The sequence below is a fragment of the Arthrobacter sp. DMZ02-1R genome (genome assembly GCF_057747935.1).
In genome coordinates, this window is sequence record NZ_CM173230.1 from 2,180,972 (window position 1) to 2,201,752 (window position 20,781).

Genomic DNA, 20,781 nt, shown 5'->3' on the forward strand with positions numbered 1-20,781 from the left:
GGCCGTACTTCAGGACAGGACATCCTTGCTCGTGAACTTGCCATAGGCCAACGCCCCGGCTGCCAGGATGTAACCCGCTTGCAGCAAGGCGTTGTCTCCGAAGCTCGCCCATGAGATGGGTTGGCGCAGGAGATCAGCGAAGCCCAACCAGTAGTGGCTGAACAACCAAGGATGCAGCCACTCCAATTGCGGCAAATTGTCGGCCACTTGCGACACCACGGACAGCACGACGGTGGCCGCCATTGCACCGACGGGAATGTCCGTAAAGGTGGAGATTGCCAGCCCGATAGCGGACAGCCCCAGCAGAGAGACGGCAATGTACGCAGCAATCAGCAGGGAACGCACTACGGATTCGCCGACGCCGATAGTGTCGCCCGAGAGCAGCGTGACGGGGCCCACCGGGAACAGTACGACGCCGGCCAACCCACCGGTGGCGGCGACCGTCAGGGTCGCTGCCAAGCAGAACACGGCGGCGGCGGTGTATTTGATCAGCAAGAGGCGGACGCGTCCCGCGGGGGCGACGAGCAAGTACCTGAGTGTGCCCAGGTTCGCTTCTCCGGCAATCGTGTCGCCTGCTACCACCCCGATAGTGAGGGGCAGGAACAATGGCACCGAAACCACCAGCGCTGTCACGCCAACGAAAAGCCCGTTTTGGGTGATCCGATCCAGGAAAGGTGGACCCCGGCCCGGAGCCACCGGGTGTGAGCTCAGTTTGACCGCCGCGGCAATGAGAATGGGAATGGCTGCGAGCGCCAGCAGCATGGCCCACGTCCGTAGCCGCCTGAACAGTACCGAGAGCTCGGAGGCCATGAGGGACCACGAGCTTGATGGCCGGCCCTTCGGCGCGGCAGTCATGGCTTCAGTCCCGCGTTCAGCCAGCAATGTCGAAGCCCTCCCCGGTGAGGGAGACGAAGCGCTCCTCCAGGCTGGCGTTCTCCACGCCAAAGCCCCGGACTCGGACGCCGTCCGCGACGAGGGCCGCCACGATCTCCTCGGGCGCCACATCGTGCCCCTGTGAACCGGTGCTGACAAGACTCTGGCCATCGGGACCGGACGAGCCGGGCGACGGAGCTGACAGTTCAGACTGTAGGCCGAGCCTCGAGAGGACACGGACGGCGGCCTCAACATCAGGCGTGTGGAGCCGGATGGTGGCCTTCCCTGCGGCCCGGAGTTCCCGCAGGGTTCCTTGTGCCACGAGCTTGCCCACGCTCATGACGCCCACGTGCGTGCACATCTGCTCCACCTCCGCGAGGAGATGGCTTGAAACGAACACCGTGGTTCCTCCGGCGGCGAGGGAACGGACCAGGCTGCGCACCTCCCTGGTGCCCTGTGGATCCAGGCCGTTGGTGGGTTCATCGAGGACAAGGAGCTCCCTCGGCCGCAGCAGCGCATGTGCGATCCCGAGGCGCTGCTTCATCCCGAGGGAGTAGGCGCGGACTTTCTTGCCTGCGGCGTGGGACAACCCCACGCGCTCGAGTGCTTCGTCACCCCGTGCCGCCCGGGTTGACGGGGAGGCATGCGGGTCGGCGCTGTCCAGTCGCCGAAGGTTCGCGGCCCCGGACAGGAAGGGGTAGAAAGCCGGCCCCTCCACCAAGGAGCCAACATGGGGCAGGACTGCTGCTAGCTGGCGTGGCATTTCCCCGCCAAGGACCCGGATGTTGCCGCTTGTTGCGGACGCCAGGCCAAGCAGCAAACGGATGGTGGTGGTCTTGCCGGAACCATTGGGGCCGAGGAAGCCAAAGACGGATCCGCGGGGAACTGCCAGGTCGATTCCGTCGACCGCGGCCCGGTGGCCGAACTGCTTGCTGAGGCCCCGTGTTTCTATCGCCAGGTCAGCTGGCGGGGATGCCTCCGTCATTGCGGGGCGGCTGCAGCTTGCAGCCGCTCAAGTGGGACCATTCCCGCGAAGACGCGGCCGTCGTCGAGCATCAATACAGACAACAGGCTGGTAGTCAGCGCGCGCCCGCCCGGCACTGCCTGGGTGAGCTGGGCGAACATCGGGGCAGCCCGGACATCAGTCGGCACTGTGCCTGCCGGCAAGCTGATCACCGCGTCCCAGCCGCTGCCCGTGATCGTGGGCCGGCCAGTTGCTGCCTTCGCAAGCGGTGCCTGGCCGGTCTTTCCGGGCAGGGTACGCAGTTGTGGAGATGCTTTCTCTTCCACGGCGGCCCCGCGAGGTGGAGTGAAACTGAACAGGCCGGCGTCGGGCGCGGACAGGTTCAGGTCAGTGAAGGAAACCGAAAAGGCTGCTGCGGCCTGGCCCCGTGCACGCACATCGACGCCGAGCGGCAGGCCGGAGGCGGAGTCGACGGCGATCGTCACGGAGTCGACGAGAGTTCCGGTACTGCGTGGCTTGATCACCAACTGATAGGCCGTGCGTCCGGCCACAGTGGTTCCGTCGCCCACGGCCACTTCCGTGCTGGGCTCGACGGCTGCGAGGAAGTGCTGCGCGACGACGTCAGGTGTGGCCATTCCGGGGGTTGGTGTCGCGTGCGGGGCAGGGCTGCCGGTCTTGGGCGGCGCAGGCAGCGTCACATGCGCCGCGCTGTTGTCGGCCGAGTTGTAGAGCCAGAGATCGTTGCCATTGCGGACGAGATCGCGCTCGGCGAGCATGTCCATCACCTGGAACCTGGCCTTGGAGGGGCCGTCCAAGTAGACCCGGGCCGTGTGTGATCCGCTCAAGAGTTCTATCACGGAAGCTGGACCCTGAGTGGCAGCAGGTCCGGTGGAGGGGAGTTGGGGGAGTCCCAGTTCGGAATTCTGCTGAAGCGTACCGGACAAAGCGCGGACTTCGGAGCGCCCGATCATGGCGATGACTTCCGCGGCCGTCTTGTGCGGCAGGCTCGTTGCAGCTCCCGCCTGGTAGGAACCAGCCAGGGCTGCCGCGGCAATGGCTACCGGAACCATCGCGGCAGGCAACCAACGCAACCAGGGGCGAGTCATGGCAACCTCGCGAACCATCCACCATCGGGGAAGTTCATGCTTCCAGACTACTCCTGGTGCTGTGGGTGATCACGGGTTCCAGCCTCCTAGGAAGCCAGCGTCCTTCGTACGAAGTCGGCGCTCGGCCGGGAATAGGCGGCCCCGAGGCGCTCGAACAAGGCGATTCCCGCCATGCCGGGCCAATCCTCGGGCAAGAATTCAGCCGGCAGCCCCGGGTCCAGATACGGAATGATCCGCCAGCGGTCTATGCATCTGACATAGCTGGCGAAGGTTTCAGCCGAGGCCTCGGGAGACGCTCCCATCAGCTGGTGAGCATCACCCGAGCCGCCGTCGGAAGAGCCGCTCGAACTGCCGCCGTCGGCCGCGGAACCATGATGCCGGATGAAGTCGCGATGCAGTTCCGCAACTGCGTCGAGATCCCACCAAGCGGACGCGGCATCTCGGAGGCTGCCGCCAACCAAGGGCGCATCCGTGACGAAAACGGTGGCCATGCGCCGCAACTCGAGGTCCTCCAGGATCTCCTCCACCTCATCGCGCAGGGAATCCGGGCAGATCCACAGCCCCGCTGCCACCGTGCCGCAGCCAATCCAGTGGAGCCTTCGCCGCAATTGGTGCCGCTTTTCCCGTTCGGTCTCCGGGATGGAAAAGGACACGAGGCACCAACGGTCCCTGGACGACATCAGCCGGGGATTGTAGATCCGCCGGTCGCCGCGGGCAAGCATGGCCGCGGCGCCGCCGGTGAGGGCGAAGCCGGGAACACCCTGACGCGGCCGGGGAAGGACGATTTCCTTCTTTTTCAACCGTGACAAGGCCGTCCGGGTCACAGCCGCGGAGACCCCGAGGGCTTCCATGAGGGCGATGATGTGCCTGGTGGACATCCATCCGCCGGCATCGCGCAGGTATAGGCCGATGACCGTGCGCAGCAACGACGTGGTACTCCCGGGCCGGGAGTCCATGTCGTCAAGGACAGCACTCACAAGAGTTCGGCGAGGACGTCCCGGATGGCGGTCACGCCCAGCTCAACCTCGGCATAGCTGGTGCTGAGCGGCGAGAGGCCGATCCGCAGTCCGTGCGGCGGGCGGAAGTCGGGGATGACTCCCTGCTCCCAGAGTTTCTGGGTGACTTCGCCGAAGAGGGGATGGTCCACCGTGATGTGCGAGCCACGTTCTGCGGTGTTGCGCGGGCTGACGATCTCGGCGCCCAGCGGGACCAACATTTCCTCTGCCAGGGCAACGGCGTATTCGGTGAGCTTGATGGACTTCTCCCGCACAGCGTCCATCCCGACGGACGCAATGAGCTCCACCATGTCCTTGAGCGGCTGCATGGCGAGAACGGGAGGAGTGCCGGTGATGAAGCGGCGGATTCCCTTGGCGGGCGTGTAGCTTTCCGTCATGCCGAAGGGGTTGTCGGCGCCCATCCAGCCCCAAATGGGCTGCTGCAAGCGGTCTTGCTGCGCCGCGTTGACATACGCGAACGCGGGGGAGCCCGGGCCGCCGTTGAGGTACTTGTACGTGCAACCCACTGCAAGATCGACACCCCACGCGTCCAGTTCGAGGGGCACCGAGCCTACTGAGTGGCACAGGTCCCAAAGCATGAGCGCACCGGCGGCCTTGACCAACGTGGTGATCGCCTGGGCATCCGCAAGGAAGCCGGAACGGTAAGCCACGTGGCTGAGGACGACGACGGCGGTCCGCTCGCTGAGCAGTCCCTCAAGGTCTGTGGTCCGGACGCCGCTGGCCGGGTTGGAGGCAACCCACTTGATGGTGGCGCCCTTTTCCGCCGCGATGCCCTCGATGATGAAACGGTCGGTGGGGAAGTTGTCGCGATCAACCACGATCTCATCGCGGCCCGGCTGGGCGTCCACCGCGGCACGGATGAGCTTGTACAGCATGACGGAGGTGGAATCGCCCACGGTGACCTGGCCGGCTGCCGCGCCCAGCGTGACGGCGCCTATCCGGTCGCCGACCCGCGTGGGCTCGTCCATCCACTGTTCGTCCCAACCCCGGATAAGGCGGCTGCCCCATGCATCTTGGACGAATGAAGCCAGTTTCGCCGACGTGGCCTTGAGCGGGCGCCCGAGCGAGTTCCCGTCGAGATAGGCGGCGAGTTGCCCCTCCTCGGGGGCGTAAAAGGCCTCACGCTGTTCGGCGAGGGGATCGGCGGCGTCGAGTTCGCCCGACGTCGGCCGTTGGGTTTGCTGCACGCTGTTCATGTCTCTCCTGAAGAAGTTTCTGTTGCGGTTGCTGGACGTGTTGCTTGATGTCTTGTTTGGGGCTCAGTTGCCGATCTCGGTGCGTACGGCGTAAAGCTCCGGGAAAAATGTCAGGTCGAGTGCCCGCTTGAGGAAGTCGACCCCTGAGGAGCCGCCTGTACCCACCTTGAAGCCGATGGTTCGTTGCACCGTGCGCAAGTGGCGGAAGCGCCAAACGTGGAAATTGTCCTCGATGTCTACGAGATCTTCGCACGCCTCGTAGAAGCCCCATGGCGTGGCTTCGGATTCGTAGATCTCCTGGAATACCGGGACAAGGTCCTTTTGGAACGTCCACGGCTGGCTCTTGTCACGTTCCAGGATTTCGGCGGGGACGGCGTAGCCGGCCCGCGCCAGTACCGCGAGGAAGGCATCGTAGAGAGTCGGCTGTTCGAGGAGCGCGGTGAGCTGGTTGTGAGCTGCCGGATCGCTTTCGAAAACCCGGAGCATGTCGCGGTTCTTGTTGCCCAGGATGAACTCAACGCCGCGGTACTGGTGGGACTGGAAGCCCGAGGAACTGCCCAGGAAGCGACGGAATTGGGAGTACTCACGCGGAGTCAGCGTACCCAGGACCGACCACTGCTCGGTCATGGTTCGCTGTACCGCCTTGACGCGTGCGATGCATTTGAGGGCCTTGGCAAGGTTGTCCGCATCAAGGAGCCGGCGGGCCTCAAGGAGTTCATGCAAGACGAGCTTGAGCCACAGTTCGCTGGTTTGGTGCTGGATGATGAACAGCAATTCGTCATGGTGTTCCGGTGTACTCAACGGGTGCTGGGCAGTCAGGAGGCGGTCAAGGTCCAGATACCCGCCGTAGGACATGGCCTGGCTGAAGTCGGTGCGGACCGAATCCTCGATGGGCCTGATGCTTTGGGCGGAGTGGCCGGTGCGGTTTTCCATGCCTCGAGCGTATCAGTTCTGTGACGGACGTCAAGATAGTGAATTTTCTCGGAACCTCCATTGACCGGGCCCGCGCAGTCGGCGCTCTTGTGTCTTACGCTGGGCTTATTGCCAAGTCCGGGAGGGGGCCAGTGAGCATCGTTACGCTGTATCTGGACGTCGACGGCGTCGTGAACCCCTTTGGTCCCATGGGCTTCACCGATTGGGGTACTGAGTGGAAAATCGCCGACGCCGGAATACTGGACGTCGTTTACGCCGCCGAGCTGGTTGACGAGCTCAATGCCCTGGCCGCACACCCCGCAGCGAGGTTTGTCTGGCTGACAACGTGGCAGCGGCTCGCCCCGGAGTTCCTGTGCCCGGCAATCGGACTCCACGGTGAACGTTGGCCCGTCTTGACCAGTGACGGCTGGGACCAGACTGCCGATTGGTGGAAGCTGGACGTTCTACAAAAGGACGTCCAAGAGTCCGGAGCGGAACGCTTCGTGTGGATGGATGATCAGTTGGCCCATGAGGCTGCTGCCCGCTCCTGGGCGGAATTCCTTGGTGACCGTGTGCTTTGGATCTCACCGGATCCGCGGCGCGGCCTGTCACGGAGCGATATCGAGGCTGTTCGGCGATTCCTCGGCTGAATCGATGTTTGGCCAAGCAGACAATGGCACGTAAGATTCTTAAGGTTTCACGCCCGCCATAGTTAATTCCGCCAGTGCAGTCAGATGAACGGTCGCTGAACAGTGCTCTGCACGGCAGGCCCGGGGAAGTGGAACTGCGCATCGTCGACTCTGCAGATTGGGCACCAGGTGGAAATCACCTTCATGGTCGCGCTTGTCATAGCGCTGGCCTTATTTTTTGACTTCACCAACGGGTTCCACGACACTGCGAACGCAATGGCCACCCCGATCGCTACCGGCGCTATCAAGCCCAAGACGGCGGTTGCCCTTGCCGCTGTGCTTAACCTCGTGGGCGCGTTCCTGTCGACCGAAGTGGCGAAGACCATTTCCGGAGGCCTCATCCGCGAGGGCACGGACGGCATCCACATCACGCCGGAGATCATTTTCGCCGGGCTGATGGGGGCCATTCTGTGGAACATGTTCACATGGCTCAAGGGGCTGCCTTCAAGCTCTTCCCATGCGCTCTTCGGTGGGCTCATCGGGGCGGCCATCGTTGGAATCGGATTTCACGCGGTCAATTTCGATACCGTGCTGCAAAAGGTCATTCTTCCGGCCATCTTCTCGCCCCTGCTTGCCGGTGCCGTGGCCTATCTTTGCACCAGGCTCGCCTACGCCCTGACATCCCGGCACGACCCCGAAACCGGTGACAAGCTGACCCAGAAGCGCGGTGGATTCCGTACCGGACAGATCTTCACCTCCAGCCTGGTCGCGCTGGCCCACGGCACCAACGACGCGCAGAAGACCATGGGCATCATCACCCTGGTTCTCATTGCCGCCGGAACCCAGCGGGCCGGCAGCGGTCCGCAGCTCTGGGTCATCGGGGCCTGCGCGCTTGCCATCGCCGTCGGAACCTACGCCGGAGGGTGGCGCATCATCCGGACCATGGGGTCCGGCCTCACCGAAGTCAAACCCGCCCAGGGCTTCGCTGCGGAAGCAAGTACTGCTTCGGCCATTCTCGCTTCCTCCCATCTGGGTTTCGCGCTATCGACCACCCAGGTTGCTTCCGGCTCGGTCATCGGCTCGGGGCTCGGACGTAAAGGCACAACAGTGCGTTGGGGAACCGTGGGGCGTATCGCCACCGGCTGGCTCTTCACCCTCCCGGCCGCTGCCATCGTGGGCGCCCTGACGGCATTGCTTGTCGGCATCGGCACCGTCGGCGTGGTCATCGCGGCAGGTGTGGGCACCGCCGTCGTCGTCTATATGTTCATTTACTCAAGGAAGTCGCACGTGGGCCACCACAACGCCGTCGAAGTCGAGGAAGCCGGCACAGCAGTCCGCTTCCGCAAGAAGAATGCCAATAAACAGACTCCGGACAAGAACTTGAGTGAGGACATCCAGGCATGAAGTGGTTGGATCTGGTTCAGGTAGCCGGGGCAACCCTGGTTGCGGCCGTGCTCTTGGTAGTGCTGTATTCGCTCGGCGTTCGACTCACGGCGATCGCGGGCGACGCCCGGCAGAAATCGCCGGCAGTCGTTCGGTCCCTTGCTTATCTGTGTTTCGTGTCCTGCGGAATCGCCGTGCTTTTCGGGATCTATCTGATCGTCCCGTATTTCACCAAATAGCCTCGCCCTCGGGAACGCAACATCTGGCAGTCAAGTCCTTCCGACTACCCGGAACGCTCCCAACTCCTGCCCACCGCCGTCGTCTACAGTAAGGAACGGCTGGCCGTTACCGCCCCCAATGTCCACGAGGAAACCGCCGGGACCGCGTGGAGTATGGGAACCCATCGGCCGAATGAGTAGGGTAAGGCCATGTCGGATTTCCAGTATTACGTGGCATCCTCTCTTGACGGGTTCATTGCCACCAATGAAGACGATCTCGGCTGGCTGCTCCAGTTCGAAGAGGCCGAGGGCGTCACCGAAAGCTACGAAGACTTCATGGCCGGCATCGGCTGCATTGTGATGGGTGGCCAGACGTATCGCTGGCTCATGGAACACGAACCCGGGAAATGGCCTTACCCGGGTATCCCATGCTGGATCTTCACCCACCGCGAATATGCCGCGCCGGCCGGTGCGGACGTCACGTTCGTGCGTGGTGAGGTCCAGGAGTTCGCTCCGGACCTGCTTGCGGACGCCGGCGACAAGAACGTGTGGCTGGTTGGCGGCGGAAACCTGGTTGCCCAATTTGCCAAGGAGGGATTGTTGGACGAGATCATTGTCACGCTTATCCCGGTCGCTTTGGGCTCCGGCAAGCGCTTGCTTCCCGTGGAGAGCGCGACGGCGCCGCTTGAGCTGGTCTCGTCCCGCCCCCTTGGTGGAGCGGCAGTGGAGCTGCGTTACCGGTTCCCCGCGCGGTCACAGTGATCCGGCGGGTCGATGCGGGGCGCGACGTGTCAGTGGGGCCTGTTGTCCCGGATCATGTTGGTGATCCGGGCCGTTGAGAGCCGGCGCCCGTGTTCGTCAGTCATGACAATTTCGTGTGTGGCGAGCGTGCCGCCAAGGTGGATGGCCGTGCATGTGCCGGTGACCAGGCCGCTTGCTACTGAGCGGTGATGGGTTGCACCCACCTCGATTCCCACAACATGGCGTCCGGCTCCCGCGTGCAAGGCCGCCGAGAAGGAGCCCAGAGTCTCGGCAAGAACTACGTGGGCTCCGCCATGGAGGATGCCGGCAACTTGGGTGTTCCCTTCCACCGGCATGGTGGCGACGGTCCGTTCGGGGCCGAGTTCGAGGAACTTGATGCCCATCTTTGTCACCAGCGATCCCACGCCATAGCGCGAAAGCCAACCATGCAGCTCCTGCGGAACGCCAGCTGCATTGAGTTCGTCGGTGAACCGGCCCGGCGTGAAATTGTCCATCATGGCAACTAGGCTGGCACCTGTGAGCGAAACAACCAAACCGGACTCAGTTCCAACCGAAACGTCAGCGCCTGTGGCTACTGTCACCGCAACGGCACCAGACCCTTCAGCAACCCCTGCCGGCACGGTGGCGGGTGGACGTCCCCGGCTTTTGGTCCTGGATGGGCACTCCATGGCATTCCGGGCGTTCTATGCTTTGCCGGCAGAGAACTTCGCCACCTCCTCGGGCCAGCACACCAACGCCGTACATGGCTTCACCTCGATGCTGATCAACCTCATCAAGGACCAAAAGCCCACCCACGTGGCAGTTGCCTTCGATGTCTCCGACGACACCACGTTCCGCAAGGCTGAGTACAGCGAATACAAGGGTGGCCGCAACGAAACCCCGCCGGAATTCCGCGGGCAAATCGATCTCATTGACCAGGTCATGGAGGCCTGGGGCATCAAAACCATCAAGATGCCGGGCTATGAGGCAGACGACATCCTCGCCACACTTGCGGCCCAGGGCGACGCCGCCGGCTTCGAAGTCCTCCTTGTGTCGGGAGACCGCGACGCGTTCCAGCTCATCACGGACAATGTATTCGTCCTCTACCCGAAACAGGGCGTATCCAACATTCCTCGCATGGACGCGGCGGCGATCGAAGAGAAGTACTTCGTTCCGCCTTCCCGCTACTCAGATCTTGCCGCGCTGGTGGGGGAGTCTGCCGACAACCTCGCGGGCGTACCCGGTGTGGGCCCCAAGACCGCTGCCAAATGGATCAACCTTTATGGCGGCCTGGACGGGATCCTCGAGAATTTGGATTCGATCGGCGGCAAGGTGGGGGGAGCCTTGCGGGAAAACATCGACGCCGTCAAGCGCAACCGCCGCCTCAACCAACTCCTGAGCGATCTCCAGCTCCCTGTGACGCTCGCCGACCTCGAGGAGCCGCGTCCCAACCGCCAAGAGGTCGAGACGCTGTTCGACACCCTTGAATTCAGGACCCTCCGTACCCGGCTGTTCGCGCTCTATGGAGACGACACGGCCGGAGCTGCGCCGGAAACCATCGACGCCCCTGCCTACAAAGTCCTGGGTGACGCTGCCGCCCTGGAGGAGTTCTTCGCTGCCGGTGCGGGGAGCCGTGCCGCCGTCGCCGTGCAGTTGGTCCCCGGACGGATTGGTGATGACGCCGATGCCCTCGCCATCGTGCGCGCCAACGGCGCTGCCTACATCGACCTTCCGTCGCTGGATGCCGCGGCTGAGACTGTCCTGGCCAAGTGGCTTCGCGACCCCGAAGAAGCCAAGGTCATGCACGAGTTCAAGGACGCGCTCGAGGCCCTGCACAACCGCGGATTGGGCCTGGAGGGCGTAGTGGATGACACCGCCATCTCGGGTTACCTGATCCAGCCGGACCGCCGCAGCTACGAACTCTCCGAGCTCGCCCAGCACCACCTGAAAATCACGCTCACCACGGCCGCGGCACGGACAGGCCAGTTGGAACTCGAACTCGGTGACGGACCGGATGGGGCCGCAGCCACCGCGCTCGTCCAGCAGGCCGCCGTCGTGCACACGCTGAGCAAGCACTTCGAAGGCGAGTTGGCCGAGCGCAAGGCTGAAGCGCTCCTGACCACGCTTGAGCTGCCGGTCGCACGGGTGCTGGCCCAGATGGAACTCTCAGGCATTTCCATCTCGATGGACCGTCTGAACGAACAGCTCGCCGACCTCGCCAAAGTGATCGACAATGCCCAGGAGCAGGCGTTTGCCGCTATCGGCCACGAGGTCAACCTCGGCTCGCCGAAGCAGCTTCAGACCGTCCTCTTCGAAGAACTTGGCTTGCCCAAGACCAAGAAGATCAAGTCTGGCTACACCACGGACGCCGCCTCATTGAAGGCGCTCCTGGAGAAGACCGGCCACGAGTTCCTTGTGCAACTGATGGCCCACCGGGAATCCTCCAAACTGGCCCAGATGCTGGAGACGCTCAAGAAATCGGTGGCGGAAGACGGCCGTATCCACACGACCTACGCGCAAAACGTCGCGGCCACGGGACGCATCTCCTCGAACAACCCTAATCTGCAGAACATCCCCGTGCGCAGTGAGGAAGGCAGGCGCGTCCGCGGAATCTTCGTCGTCAGCGAGGGCTACGAATGCCTGTTGTCGGCCGACTACTCACAGATCGAAATGCGTATCATGGCGCACCTGTCCGGCGACGAGGGGCTCATCCAGGCCTACAAGGAAGGCGAGGACCTGCACCGCTATGTGGGCTCGCACATCTTCAACGTGGCACCGGAAGACGTCACCAGTGCCATGCGTTCCAAGGTCAAGGCCATGTCCTACGGCTTGGCCTACGGGCTGACCTCGTTCGGCCTGTCCAAGCAACTTGAGATCTCCGTGGACGAAGCCAGGACCCTCATGAAGGACTACTTCGACCGCTTCGGCGCAGTGCGGGACTACCTTCGTGGCGTAGTGGAGCAGGCCAGGATCGATGGCTATACCTCCACGATCGAAGGCCGCCGCCGCTATCTTCCGGACCTGACCAGCACGGATCGCCAGCACCGCGAGATCGCCGAACGCATTGCGCTGAACTCGCCGATCCAGGGTTCGGCGGCGGACCTCATGAAGCGCGCCATGCTCGGAGTTTCAGCCGAGTTGACCAGCCAGGGGCTAAAGTCCCGGATGCTTCTGCAGGTCCATGACGAACTCGTCCTCGAGGTGGCCTACGGCGAACGCGAAGCGGTCGAGAAGCTCGTGACGGAACAAATGGGTTCGGCAGCCCAGCTCACGGTCCCGCTGGACGTTCAGGTCGGCGTCGGCTCCAGCTGGTACGACGCCGGGCACTAGCCGGGGGAACGGTCCACGGTTTTTGAGGGCTTGCACGGGGCACGCCGCCGCTCACGGTGGCGTGCCCGGTGCTGTCTGGATAGGCTCGGGACGTGGCTGATCCCAAGGAAACAAACGAAAAATACAACGTCAAGCGCTTTCGTTCCGTAGGCAAGGAGAACCCGGACTACGCACAGGCACGCGATTGGCTCCGGGCCGTCAGTTTTGGATTCCACGACGAGCAGCAAAGCGATGAGGTCATAGACAAGATCCTCGCGATGTACCAAGCGGACAATCGTGAACTGACGGGCGTCTACGTCAACGATGAACCCCCGTTGCATGCCCTCAACCCGGGCTTTCCGGTGGCAACGTTCGGGACGCTGGAAAACAAGCTGAATATTGGCTTTGGGCAGGAACTGCGGACGCGCCAGATCACCGCTGTCAGCGTCCGCGGAACGCATCGGCGTCACGGCCTCTTGCGGGGGATGATGACCGCCGATCTCGCCGCGGCCAAGGATGATGGCTTCGCCATGGCGGCCCTGACGGCTTCCGAGGCATCCATCTACGGCCGTTTCGGGTTTGGCGTCGCAACCTTTGAGCGGAGCATCAAGGTGGACACCGGTCCGAAATTCCGCATCCGCCACGAACCCGTTGGCCGGGTGGAAATCGCGGACCCCCGGGTCCTTCTTGAACTCGCTCCCGAGGTTTTCGAGCGCGTTCACCAGGGGACGCCTGGGTCCATTGTGCGGCAGGACGCCTATCGCCATCACATTTCCGGAGCCATGAAACGCGATGGCACGGAGGATAAAGCCATCAAGTGTGCCCTCCACTATGGACCGGACGGCACCATTGACGGCTACGTCTCCTACAAGTTCGCGGGCTGGGACACCAAGCCATACACCATGTCAATCGTGGACCTCGTTGCCGTAACAGACTCCGGGTACTTGGAGCTGTGGCAATTCCTGGGCAGCATTGACCTGGTCGAGCAGGTCTCCTGGCCTGAAGCTCCCGTTGAAGACCCCCTGGCATGGGCGCTCGTGGACGGTCGCTGCATCACGTCGTCCGACTATCGGGACATGTTGTGGTTACGCGTCCTGGATGCTCCTGCGGCCTTGTCGGCTCGCCGCTATGGCGCCGATGGCCGGTTGGTGCTGGAGATCCGGGACGAGCTCGGTTTTGCGGACGGCACGTGGGAATTGGCGTCCGACGGCGGTGTGGTCTCAGTCAGCGACGCCCGCGGCGGGGGTCAGGATTCGAGCCCGGACTTGAGCATGGACGTCACGGATCTGGGGTCCGTCTATTTGGGTGCCGTCAGTCCGGTAACCTTGGCTTCGGCAGGCCGGATCCGCGAGCACACGCCGGGCGCAACATTGGCTGCCCAGCAGATGTTCGCCGTCGAACGCCCCGCCCACTGCCTGACGCATTTCTAGGCAAGAATCTCACCCGCAGGATCTACGACAGAAGAAGGATTCCATGGGGGAATTCCATCCCGGTGGCGACTCCACCGGCCAATCAGCGCTGCCCGGCAGGCGGTCATTGTTGCTGGCTGCCGCCGGACTAGCCGCGGCCGGCCTGAGCGCATGCGCTCAACAGCCCGACGCCACCACTGCCCCCCGTCCGGCTCCGGTTTCAACGCCGGACGTGGAGGTGGCCGGCCCCCACGCGGTTGTGCCCGAAACGCGGCCGGCACCGCCGTCGAAGGCACAGATCGTTGCAGAATTCTCAGGACGCAAGCCCGTTGAATGGGGGCTCGGCGTCGCTGGCGTAGTCACGAAGACGGCGTCAACTCATGCGGTTTTGACTTTTGACGCCTGCGGCGGACCCCGGGGAACAGACTGCGATCAACGCTTGCTGAAGGCGCTGCGGAAGCTCAACATTCCCGCCACCCTGTTCGTCAACGGTCGATGGATCAAGGCCAACCCCGGACTGGCCGCTGAACTCGCGGCCGATCCTTTGTTCGAGCTGGGCAACCACGGGTTCCGCCACCAACCGCTTTCTGTCAGCGGGCGTTCCGCCTACGGCATCGCGGGCACGTCCAACGTGGGCGAGGTGTACGACGAAATCATGGGCAACCAGGAAGTCATGGAGCAGCTTTTGGGAAAAGCGCCGCGCTTTTTCCGGCCGGGGACGGCCTACTTCGACGAAGTTGCCGCGGCGATCACCCACGCCCTCGGACTGGTTCCCGTGAACTTCACGGTGAACGGCGACGGCGGTGCGACATTCCCTGCCCCCACTGTGGCGGCGGAGGTTGGCAAGATCGGCGCGGGGCAGGTTGTGATTTCGCACTTCAACCAGCCTGCCGGCGGCACCGCGGAAGGCTATGAACGTGCTTTGCCCCGTTTGCTGGACCGCGGCGTGACGTTCGCGCGGCTTGGTGACACGCTGCCGCTTTGACCCTCCTTGCGGCGAACGACTAGAATAAACGGGCGCGTACTACGTGCGCGAAAATTTATAATCCACAATTCAGGATGACCCGGCGTTTTGCCGTGTCCTGCAGACCGGGAACGGAAAGCGGGCGGTTTGCCTGACCGATACTCTATCCACAACGGAGCCCCTACTACATGACCATCACCTCCACCGAGAAGCCCGGTACCCCCGTAGTCGCGATCAACGACATTGGTACCGCTGAGGACTTCCTCGCAGCTGTCGACGCCACCATCAAGTACTTCAACGACGGAGACCTCGTCGAAGGTATCGTCGTCAAGGTCGACCGCGACGAAGTTCTGCTCGACATCGGTTACAAGACCGAAGGTGTCATCCCTTCCCGCGAGCTTTCCATCAAGCACGACGTTGACCCCGGGGACGTCGTCTCCGTTGGCGATCAGGTCGAAGCCCTTGTGCTCACCAAGGAAGACAAAGAAGGCCGTCTGATCCTCTCCAAGAAGCGTGCTCAGTACGAGCGCGCCTGGGGCGACATCGAAAAGGTCAAGGAAGAAGACGGTGTTGTCACCGGTACCGTCATCGAGGTTGTCAAGGGTGGTCTTATCCTCGACATCGGTCTGCGTGGCTTCCTCCCCGCATCCCTCGTCGAGATGCGCCGCGTCCGCGACCTCGCTCCGTACATCGGTCAGCAGATCGAAGCCAAGATCATCGAGCTGGACAAGAACCGCAACAATGTCGTTCTTTCCCGCCGTGCGTGGCTCGAGCAGACCCAGTCCGAGGTCCGCTCCACGTTCCTCAACAAGCTGGAAAAGGGCCAGGTCCGTCCCGGCGTCGTTTCCTCCATCGTCAACTTCGGTGCATTCGTGGACCTGGGCGGCGTAGACGGCCTGGTTCACGTTTCCGAGCTGTCTTGGAAGCACATCGACCACCCGTCCGAGGTTGTCGAGGTTGGCCAGGAAGTCACCGTCGAGGTTCTCGAAGTGGATCTGGACCGCGAGCGCGTGTCCCTGTCCCTCAAGGCAACGCAGGAAGACCCATGGCAGACCTTCGCCCGCACCCACGCCCTCGGCCAGGTTGTTCCGGGTAAGGTCACCAAGCTGGTTCCGTTCGGTGCCTTCGTCCGCGTTGAGGACGGCATCGAGGGTCTGGTTCACATCTCCGAGCTGGCTGTCCGCCACGTTGAGCTTGCCGAGCAGGTCGTCTCCGTTGGCGACGAGCTCTTCGTCAAGGTCATCGACATCGACCTCGAGCGCCGCCGCATCTCCCTCTCCCTCAAGCAGGCTAACGAGGGCGTTGACGCAGACAGCACCGAGTTCGACCCGGCTCTGTACGGCATGGCCGCTGAGTACGACGAAGAAGGCAACTACAAGTACCCTGAGGGCTTCGACCCCGAGTCGAACGAATGGCTCGAGGGCTACGAGACGCAGCGCGCCGCTTGGGAGCAGCAGTACGCTGACGCCCAGGCACGTTGGGAAGCTCACAAGAAGCAGGTTTCCCAGCACGCGGCTGACGACGCCGCTGCTGCCGTTTCCGGCGAGAGCGACTCCGGTACCACCAGCTACTCCTCCGAGCCGGCTGCCACCGAGTCCACCGCGGGCACCCTGGCATCCGACGAGGCCCTCGCCGCTCTGCGCGAGAAGCTGACCGGCAACTAATTGCCACTGGTCCGGATTTCCGGGCCGGAATGAAAGCGGCTCCTGCGATTCAGTACGAATCGCAGGAGCCGCTTTCTTTAATACTGTTTTGCTCCCACGGGACATGCCCCGCTTTCGCATCAAGGACCGGACATATACCCACTATGTCCAGTGGTTGCGATCAGGGGAGGGCATGTCCCCGTAGTTGCGAGCTTAACCCGGGACGTCGACCCATTCCGTTCCCAGTAATTGGAGCCCAGAAGCGCCGCCGGTCAGGGCGGCAAGCCGTTCGCCGGCGTCGGCGATTGCCTTTGGATCGTCAGGCAGCGCCAAGCGCAGGACGGTCTCCGTGGGCTCGTAGCTTGTTTCAGTCATGACGTAGCCGGCCGAGCGCAGATCGTTCTCCAACCTTCCGGCAGTGTGGTGGGCCACAGCCACGGCGCAAATCCGCAGGCGGCGTCGCTGAACCAGCGGAGCGGAGTCCAGCGCAGCCGAGACTGATTCGGAGTAAGCGCGGACTAGCCCCCCGGCGCCCAGGAGGATCCCGCCGAAATAGCGCACGACGACGGCACTGACGTCGCTGAGGTCGGTCACCCCGGGCAATGTTTCCCGTTTGATGAGTGCTTCGAGCATCGGTATGCCGGCTGTTCCGGAGGGTTCGCCGTCGTCGTTGGAACGCTGGATGACGCGATCCGGACCGAGGACAAAAGCGGAGCAATGGTGCCGGGCATCATGGAATTCTTTCCGCAGTTCCGCCACCAAGGCGCGCGCGGCGTCTTCGTTGGAAGCGCGGCGCATTACGGTGATGAAGCGCGAACGCTTGATCTCGAGTTCGTGGCGGAAATCGTCACCGAGCGCCAACGTTGTGTACGCCGTCGCTCGGCTTTCGTCCTGATCTGCCACCGACCCAGTCTAGTGTGGAGGGGTGTTGAAGATTGGACTTACCGGCGGGATCGCCTCCGGCAAATCACTCGTCTCTGCCCGGCTCAAGGAGTTGGGCGCTGTTTTGATCGACGCCGATGCGCTGGCCCGTGAGGTGGTTGAACCGGGTACCCCCGGGCTCGCCCACGTCGTGGCTGAGTTTGGTGAAGACATCGTCGACGCCGAAGGCCGCTTGGACCGTCCGCGCCTCGGGGCGATTGTGTTCGCCGAGCCGGATCGCCGGGAGGCGCTCAACGCGATCATCCATCCCCTCGTCAGGGAACGGGCCGGTGCGATGCTCGCCACGGCAAGTCGCGGAGACGTCGTGATCCAGGATATTCCGCTGCTGGTCGAAACCGGGCAAGGGAGCAACTTCCACCTGGTGCTGGTGGTTGACGCGCCGGACGAGGAACGCATCCGGCGCATGACGGAGATCCGTGGCATGACGGTCGACGACGCCGTGTCCCGGATGGCTGCCCAGGCCGGCAGGGATGAACGTCTGGCGGCAGCGGACATCGTGCTGGAAAACTCGGGAAGCGTTGAAGACGTCACGGCGCTCGTGGACACTTTGTGGCAAGAGCGCTTGGCACCGTTCGCCCGTAATCTTGCCGCGGGTCGCCCGGCGCCGCGATCAGGCGGTCCCGTATTGTCCGCACCTGACCCCACCTGGCCGCTGCAGGCCGAACGGCTGCTTGCGAGGATCCGGAAGGCATCTCCGGAAGTACTGGGCGCGGACCATATCGGTTCAACCGCCGTACCCGGCCTCCCCGCCAAAGACATCGTCGATCTGCAGGTCACCGTGGCCTCGCTGGAAGTGGCGGATCGGATAGCTCCGGCGTTGGGCGCGGCCGGTTTCCCGTTGCGGGAAGCTTCCGCGCGTGACACACCCAAGCCGCCGCACCTGGATCCCTCGGCTTGGCTAAAACGCTTCCATTGCAACGCGGACCCTGGACGGGCCGCCAACGTCCATGTCCGGGTCCTTGGAAGCCCGGGCTGGCGCTACGCGTTGTTGTTCCGGGATTGGCTCCGTGCCAACCCTGTTGCCGTGAAGATGTATGCGGACATGAAACAGGAGCTCGCCGAGGTGCACGCCGGAGACCGCCGGACGCTGGCGTATGCGGAAGCCAAGGAGCCATGGTTTACCGAGGTCGCCTGGCCGCTCATGGATGCATGGGCAGAGAGCAGCGGGTGGCAGCCGCCGTCGTACTCCGTGGCGCGAGGCTAGAAACGCGGACAGTACCTGTCCGCGGGCGGGGGTACATTGGATTCATGAGTCTTGCCCAGGAGATCAACCGTGTTGTCGCGCCCTTTGAGGTCATTAGCGAATTCAAGCCGGCAGGTGACCAGCCAGCTGCCATCGCGGAGCTGACCGAACGGATCAACAATGGCGAAAAAGACGTCGTGCTGCTCGGCGCCACCGGTACGGGCAAGAGTGCCACCACCGCTTGGTTGATCGAAAAGGTCCAGAGGCCCACTTTGGTGATGGTCCAGAACAAGACCCTCGCTGCGCAGCTCGCGAACGAGTTCCGGGAGCTGCTGCCCAACAACGCGGTGGAGTACTTCGTGTCGTACTACGACTACTACCAGCCCGAAGCCTACGTTCCACAGACGGATACCTTCATCGAAAAGGACTCCTCCGTGAATGAGGAAGTCGAGCGGCTGCGGCACTCGGCCACCAACGCGCTGCTGACCCGCAGGGATGTCATCGTTGTGGCTACCGTGTCCTGCATCTACGGCCTCGGTACCCCGGAAGAATACATCGCCGGGATGGTCACGCTCACCAAGGGCGCCGAGATGAACCGGGACCATCTCCTGCGCAAATTCGTCTCAATGCAGTACACCCGCAACGACATGGACTTCCACCGCGGCACTTTCCGGGTCCGTGGAGACACCGTGGAAATCATCCCCATGTACGAAGAGCTGGCACTGCGCATCGAGTTCTTCGGCGACGAGATCGAGAACATTTACACCTTGCATCCGGTAACGGGCGATGTCATCCGCGAGGAAACCGAAATGTACATCTTCCCGGCCTCGCACTATGTCGCGGGCCCTGAGCGCATGTCCCGCGCCATCACCGCCATCGAAGAAGAACTCGCGGAGCGGCTCAAGGCCCTCGAAGGCCAGAACAAACTGGTGGAGGCCCAGAGGCTGCGCATGCGCACCACCTACGACCTCGAGATGATGCAGCAAATGGGTTTCTGCAACGGGATCGAGAACTACTCACGCCACATCGATGGCCGCGGCTCCGGCACCGCCCCGCACTGCCTTATCGACTACTTCCCGGACGACTTCCTGCTGGTCATCGACGAATCCCACGTGACAGTTCCACAGATCGGCGCCATGTACGAGGGCGACATGTCGCGCAAGCGCACCCTCGTGGACCATGGGTTCCGGCTTCCTTCAGCCATGGACAACAGGCCGCTCAAATGGGATGAATTCCTGGAGCGAGTGGGCCAAACCGTCTATCTCTCCGCGACCCCCGGCAAGTACGAGCTCGGCAAGGCCGACGGTTTCGTCCAGCAGATCATTCGCCCCACCGGCTTGATCGACCCCGAAATCATCGTGAAGCCGACCAAGGGCCAGATCGACGACCTCCTCGGTGAGATCCGGGCGCGGGCGGAGCGCGACGAACGCGTCCTGGTCACCACGCTGACCAAGCGCATGGCCGAGGACCTCACCGACTACCTCCTGGGCCACGGGGTCAAGGTTCAATACCTGCACTCCGACGTCGACACCCTTAGGCGCGTTGAACTGCTCCGCGAACTCCGCATGGGCAGCTTCGACGTCCTGGTGGGCATCAACCTGCTCCGCGAAGGCCTCGACCTCCCTGAAGTGTCACTTGTCAGCATCCTCGACGCTGACAAGGAAGGCTTCCTGCGTTCTGCCACTTCGCTGATTCAGACCATCGGCCGCGCCGCCCGAAACGTCTCGGGCCAGGTCCACATGTACGCCGACCGGATCACCGACTCGATGGCCAAGGCCATCGAGGAAACCAACCGCCGCCGCGAAATCCAGGTCAAGTACAACACCGACAACGGTGTCGACCCCCAGCCGCTGCGCAAGAAGATCGCTGACATCACTGACCAACTTGCGCGCGAAGACGCCGATACCCGTGAGCTTCTTGCGGCGACCAGCAAGAGCGGCCGGACCGGAAAGGGCAAGGGCGCCACGAAGGTCCGGCAAGACGGCCTGGCCGCGGCCCCCGCGGAAGACCTGGTGGGACTGATCGAACAGCTGACCGAGCAAATGCACGCGGCTGCCGCCGAACTGCAGTTTGAGATCGCTGCACGGATCCGTGACGAAGTCGGTGAGCTCAAGCGCGAACTCCGCCAGATGCAGTCTGCCGGACACGCCTAGGGTAAAGTTGAGCCTACGTAGGGGAGTATCCCAAGCGCTACGTCCGTCAACACGCAAGGCATAGACGCCTCGCCGGGCATAGCGGATCACCGTACAAGCGTTGGTTGCCTTCCGGCACGCAGACGCAGGCAGGTCGGAGA

General features: G+C 63.2%; 18 protein-coding genes. 10 read left to right on the plus strand and 8 right to left on the minus strand.

From position 1 onward, the window contains the following. Positions 1-9: 9 nt before the first annotated feature. The 6 genes from AC3ANQ_RS10675 to kynA form a co-directional block, all read right to left on the minus strand. On the minus strand, positions 10-855 hold the full coding sequence (locus AC3ANQ_RS10675; protein WP_488305031.1) for an ABC transporter permease: 846 nt from the start codon (positions 853-855) through the stop codon (positions 10-12). Positions 856-871: 16 nt separating this feature from the next. Then, complete coding sequence (locus AC3ANQ_RS10680; RefSeq protein ID WP_488305032.1) at positions 872-1,858, minus strand: ABC transporter ATP-binding protein; 987 nt, start codon at positions 1,856-1,858, stop codon at positions 872-874. After that, the gene (locus AC3ANQ_RS10685) at positions 1,855-2,943 is read right to left on the minus strand and encodes a LolA family protein (RefSeq protein WP_488305033.1); all 1,089 of its coding nucleotides are present in this window, start codon (positions 2,941-2,943) and stop codon (positions 1,855-1,857) included. The genes AC3ANQ_RS10680 and AC3ANQ_RS10685 overlap by 4 nt, the downstream gene beginning before the upstream one ends. Positions 2,944-3,029: 86 nt before the next feature. After that, positions 3,030-3,920, minus strand: a complete 891-nt coding sequence (locus AC3ANQ_RS10690) for a PaaX family transcriptional regulator (RefSeq protein ID WP_488305034.1) — start codon at positions 3,918-3,920, stop codon at positions 3,030-3,032. Continuing rightward, complete coding sequence (gene kynU, locus AC3ANQ_RS10695) at positions 3,917-5,155, minus strand: kynureninase (RefSeq protein WP_488305035.1); 1,239 nt, start codon at positions 5,153-5,155, stop codon at positions 3,917-3,919. Before kynU ends, AC3ANQ_RS10690 begins: the two co-directional genes overlap by 4 nt. A gap of 63 nt (positions 5,156-5,218) precedes the next feature. Next, positions 5,219-6,088, minus strand: coding sequence for a tryptophan 2,3-dioxygenase (gene kynA, locus AC3ANQ_RS10700; protein ID WP_488305036.1), 870 nt, complete (start codon positions 6,086-6,088; stop codon positions 5,219-5,221). 131 nt (positions 6,089-6,219) lie between these two features. Here kynA and AC3ANQ_RS10705 point away from each other — a divergent pair, with 131 nt between their 5' ends. The 4 genes from AC3ANQ_RS10705 to AC3ANQ_RS10720 all read left to right on the plus strand — a co-directional run bounded on the left by AC3ANQ_RS10705 (position 6,220) and on the right by AC3ANQ_RS10720 (position 9,059). Next, positions 6,220-6,717, plus strand: coding sequence for an HAD domain-containing protein (locus AC3ANQ_RS10705; protein WP_268021480.1), 498 nt, complete (start codon positions 6,220-6,222; stop codon positions 6,715-6,717). 168 nt (positions 6,718-6,885) lie between these two features. After that, positions 6,886-8,100, plus strand: a complete 1,215-nt coding sequence (locus AC3ANQ_RS10710; RefSeq protein ID WP_488305037.1) for an inorganic phosphate transporter — start codon at positions 6,886-6,888, stop codon at positions 8,098-8,100. Further along, positions 8,097-8,318 (plus strand): hypothetical protein, encoded by a 222-nt coding sequence (locus tag AC3ANQ_RS10715; RefSeq protein ID WP_488305038.1) that lies wholly within the window; start codon positions 8,097-8,099, stop codon positions 8,316-8,318. The genes AC3ANQ_RS10710 and AC3ANQ_RS10715 overlap by 4 nt, the downstream gene beginning before the upstream one ends. Before the next feature lie 189 nt (positions 8,319-8,507). Beyond that, the gene (locus AC3ANQ_RS10720) at positions 8,508-9,059 is read left to right on the plus strand and encodes a dihydrofolate reductase family protein (protein ID WP_488305039.1); all 552 of its coding nucleotides are present in this window, start codon (positions 8,508-8,510) and stop codon (positions 9,057-9,059) included. A gap of 29 nt (positions 9,060-9,088) precedes the next feature. On the opposite strand, the gene AC3ANQ_RS10725 is transcribed toward AC3ANQ_RS10720, so the two are convergent. Then, a complete protein-coding gene (locus AC3ANQ_RS10725) occupies positions 9,089-9,556 on the minus strand; it encodes a hotdog fold thioesterase (RefSeq protein ID WP_265977589.1) in 468 nt (155 codons plus the stop codon). Between the two features lie 169 nt (positions 9,557-9,725). On the opposite strand from AC3ANQ_RS10725, the gene polA reads away from it, so the two are divergent. The 4 genes from polA (at position 9,726) to rpsA (ending at position 16,384) form a co-directional block, all read left to right on the plus strand. Next, positions 9,726-12,368, plus strand: a complete 2,643-nt coding sequence (gene polA, locus AC3ANQ_RS10730; protein WP_488305303.1) for a DNA polymerase I — start codon at positions 9,726-9,728, stop codon at positions 12,366-12,368. Between the two features lie 92 nt (positions 12,369-12,460). Further along, entirely contained in the window at positions 12,461-13,777 is a 1,317-nt protein-coding gene (locus AC3ANQ_RS10735; protein ID WP_488305040.1) for a GNAT family N-acetyltransferase, read from the plus strand. 43 nt (positions 13,778-13,820) lie between these two features. Next, complete coding sequence (locus tag AC3ANQ_RS10740; RefSeq protein ID WP_488305041.1) at positions 13,821-14,741, plus strand: polysaccharide deacetylase family protein; 921 nt, start codon at positions 13,821-13,823, stop codon at positions 14,739-14,741. 167 nt (positions 14,742-14,908) lie between these two features. Then, entirely contained in the window at positions 14,909-16,384 is a 1,476-nt protein-coding gene (gene rpsA / locus AC3ANQ_RS10745; protein WP_265977586.1) for a 30S ribosomal protein S1, read from the plus strand. 192 nt (positions 16,385-16,576) lie between these two features. Here the strand turns inward: rpsA and AC3ANQ_RS10750 are convergent, their stop codons facing one another. After that, positions 16,577-17,266, minus strand: coding sequence for an IMPACT family protein (locus AC3ANQ_RS10750; protein WP_488305042.1), 690 nt, complete (start codon positions 17,264-17,266; stop codon positions 16,577-16,579). Between the two features lie 22 nt (positions 17,267-17,288). Between AC3ANQ_RS10750 and coaE the strand changes: the two genes are divergently transcribed. Next, entirely contained in the window at positions 17,289-18,509 is a 1,221-nt protein-coding gene (gene coaE, locus AC3ANQ_RS10755) for a dephospho-CoA kinase (RefSeq protein WP_488305043.1), read from the plus strand. Between the two features lie 44 nt (positions 18,510-18,553). Then, positions 18,554-20,641, plus strand: a complete 2,088-nt coding sequence (gene uvrB, locus AC3ANQ_RS10760) for an excinuclease ABC subunit UvrB (RefSeq protein WP_488305044.1) — start codon at positions 18,554-18,556, stop codon at positions 20,639-20,641. Positions 20,642-20,781 lie beyond the last annotated feature (140 nt).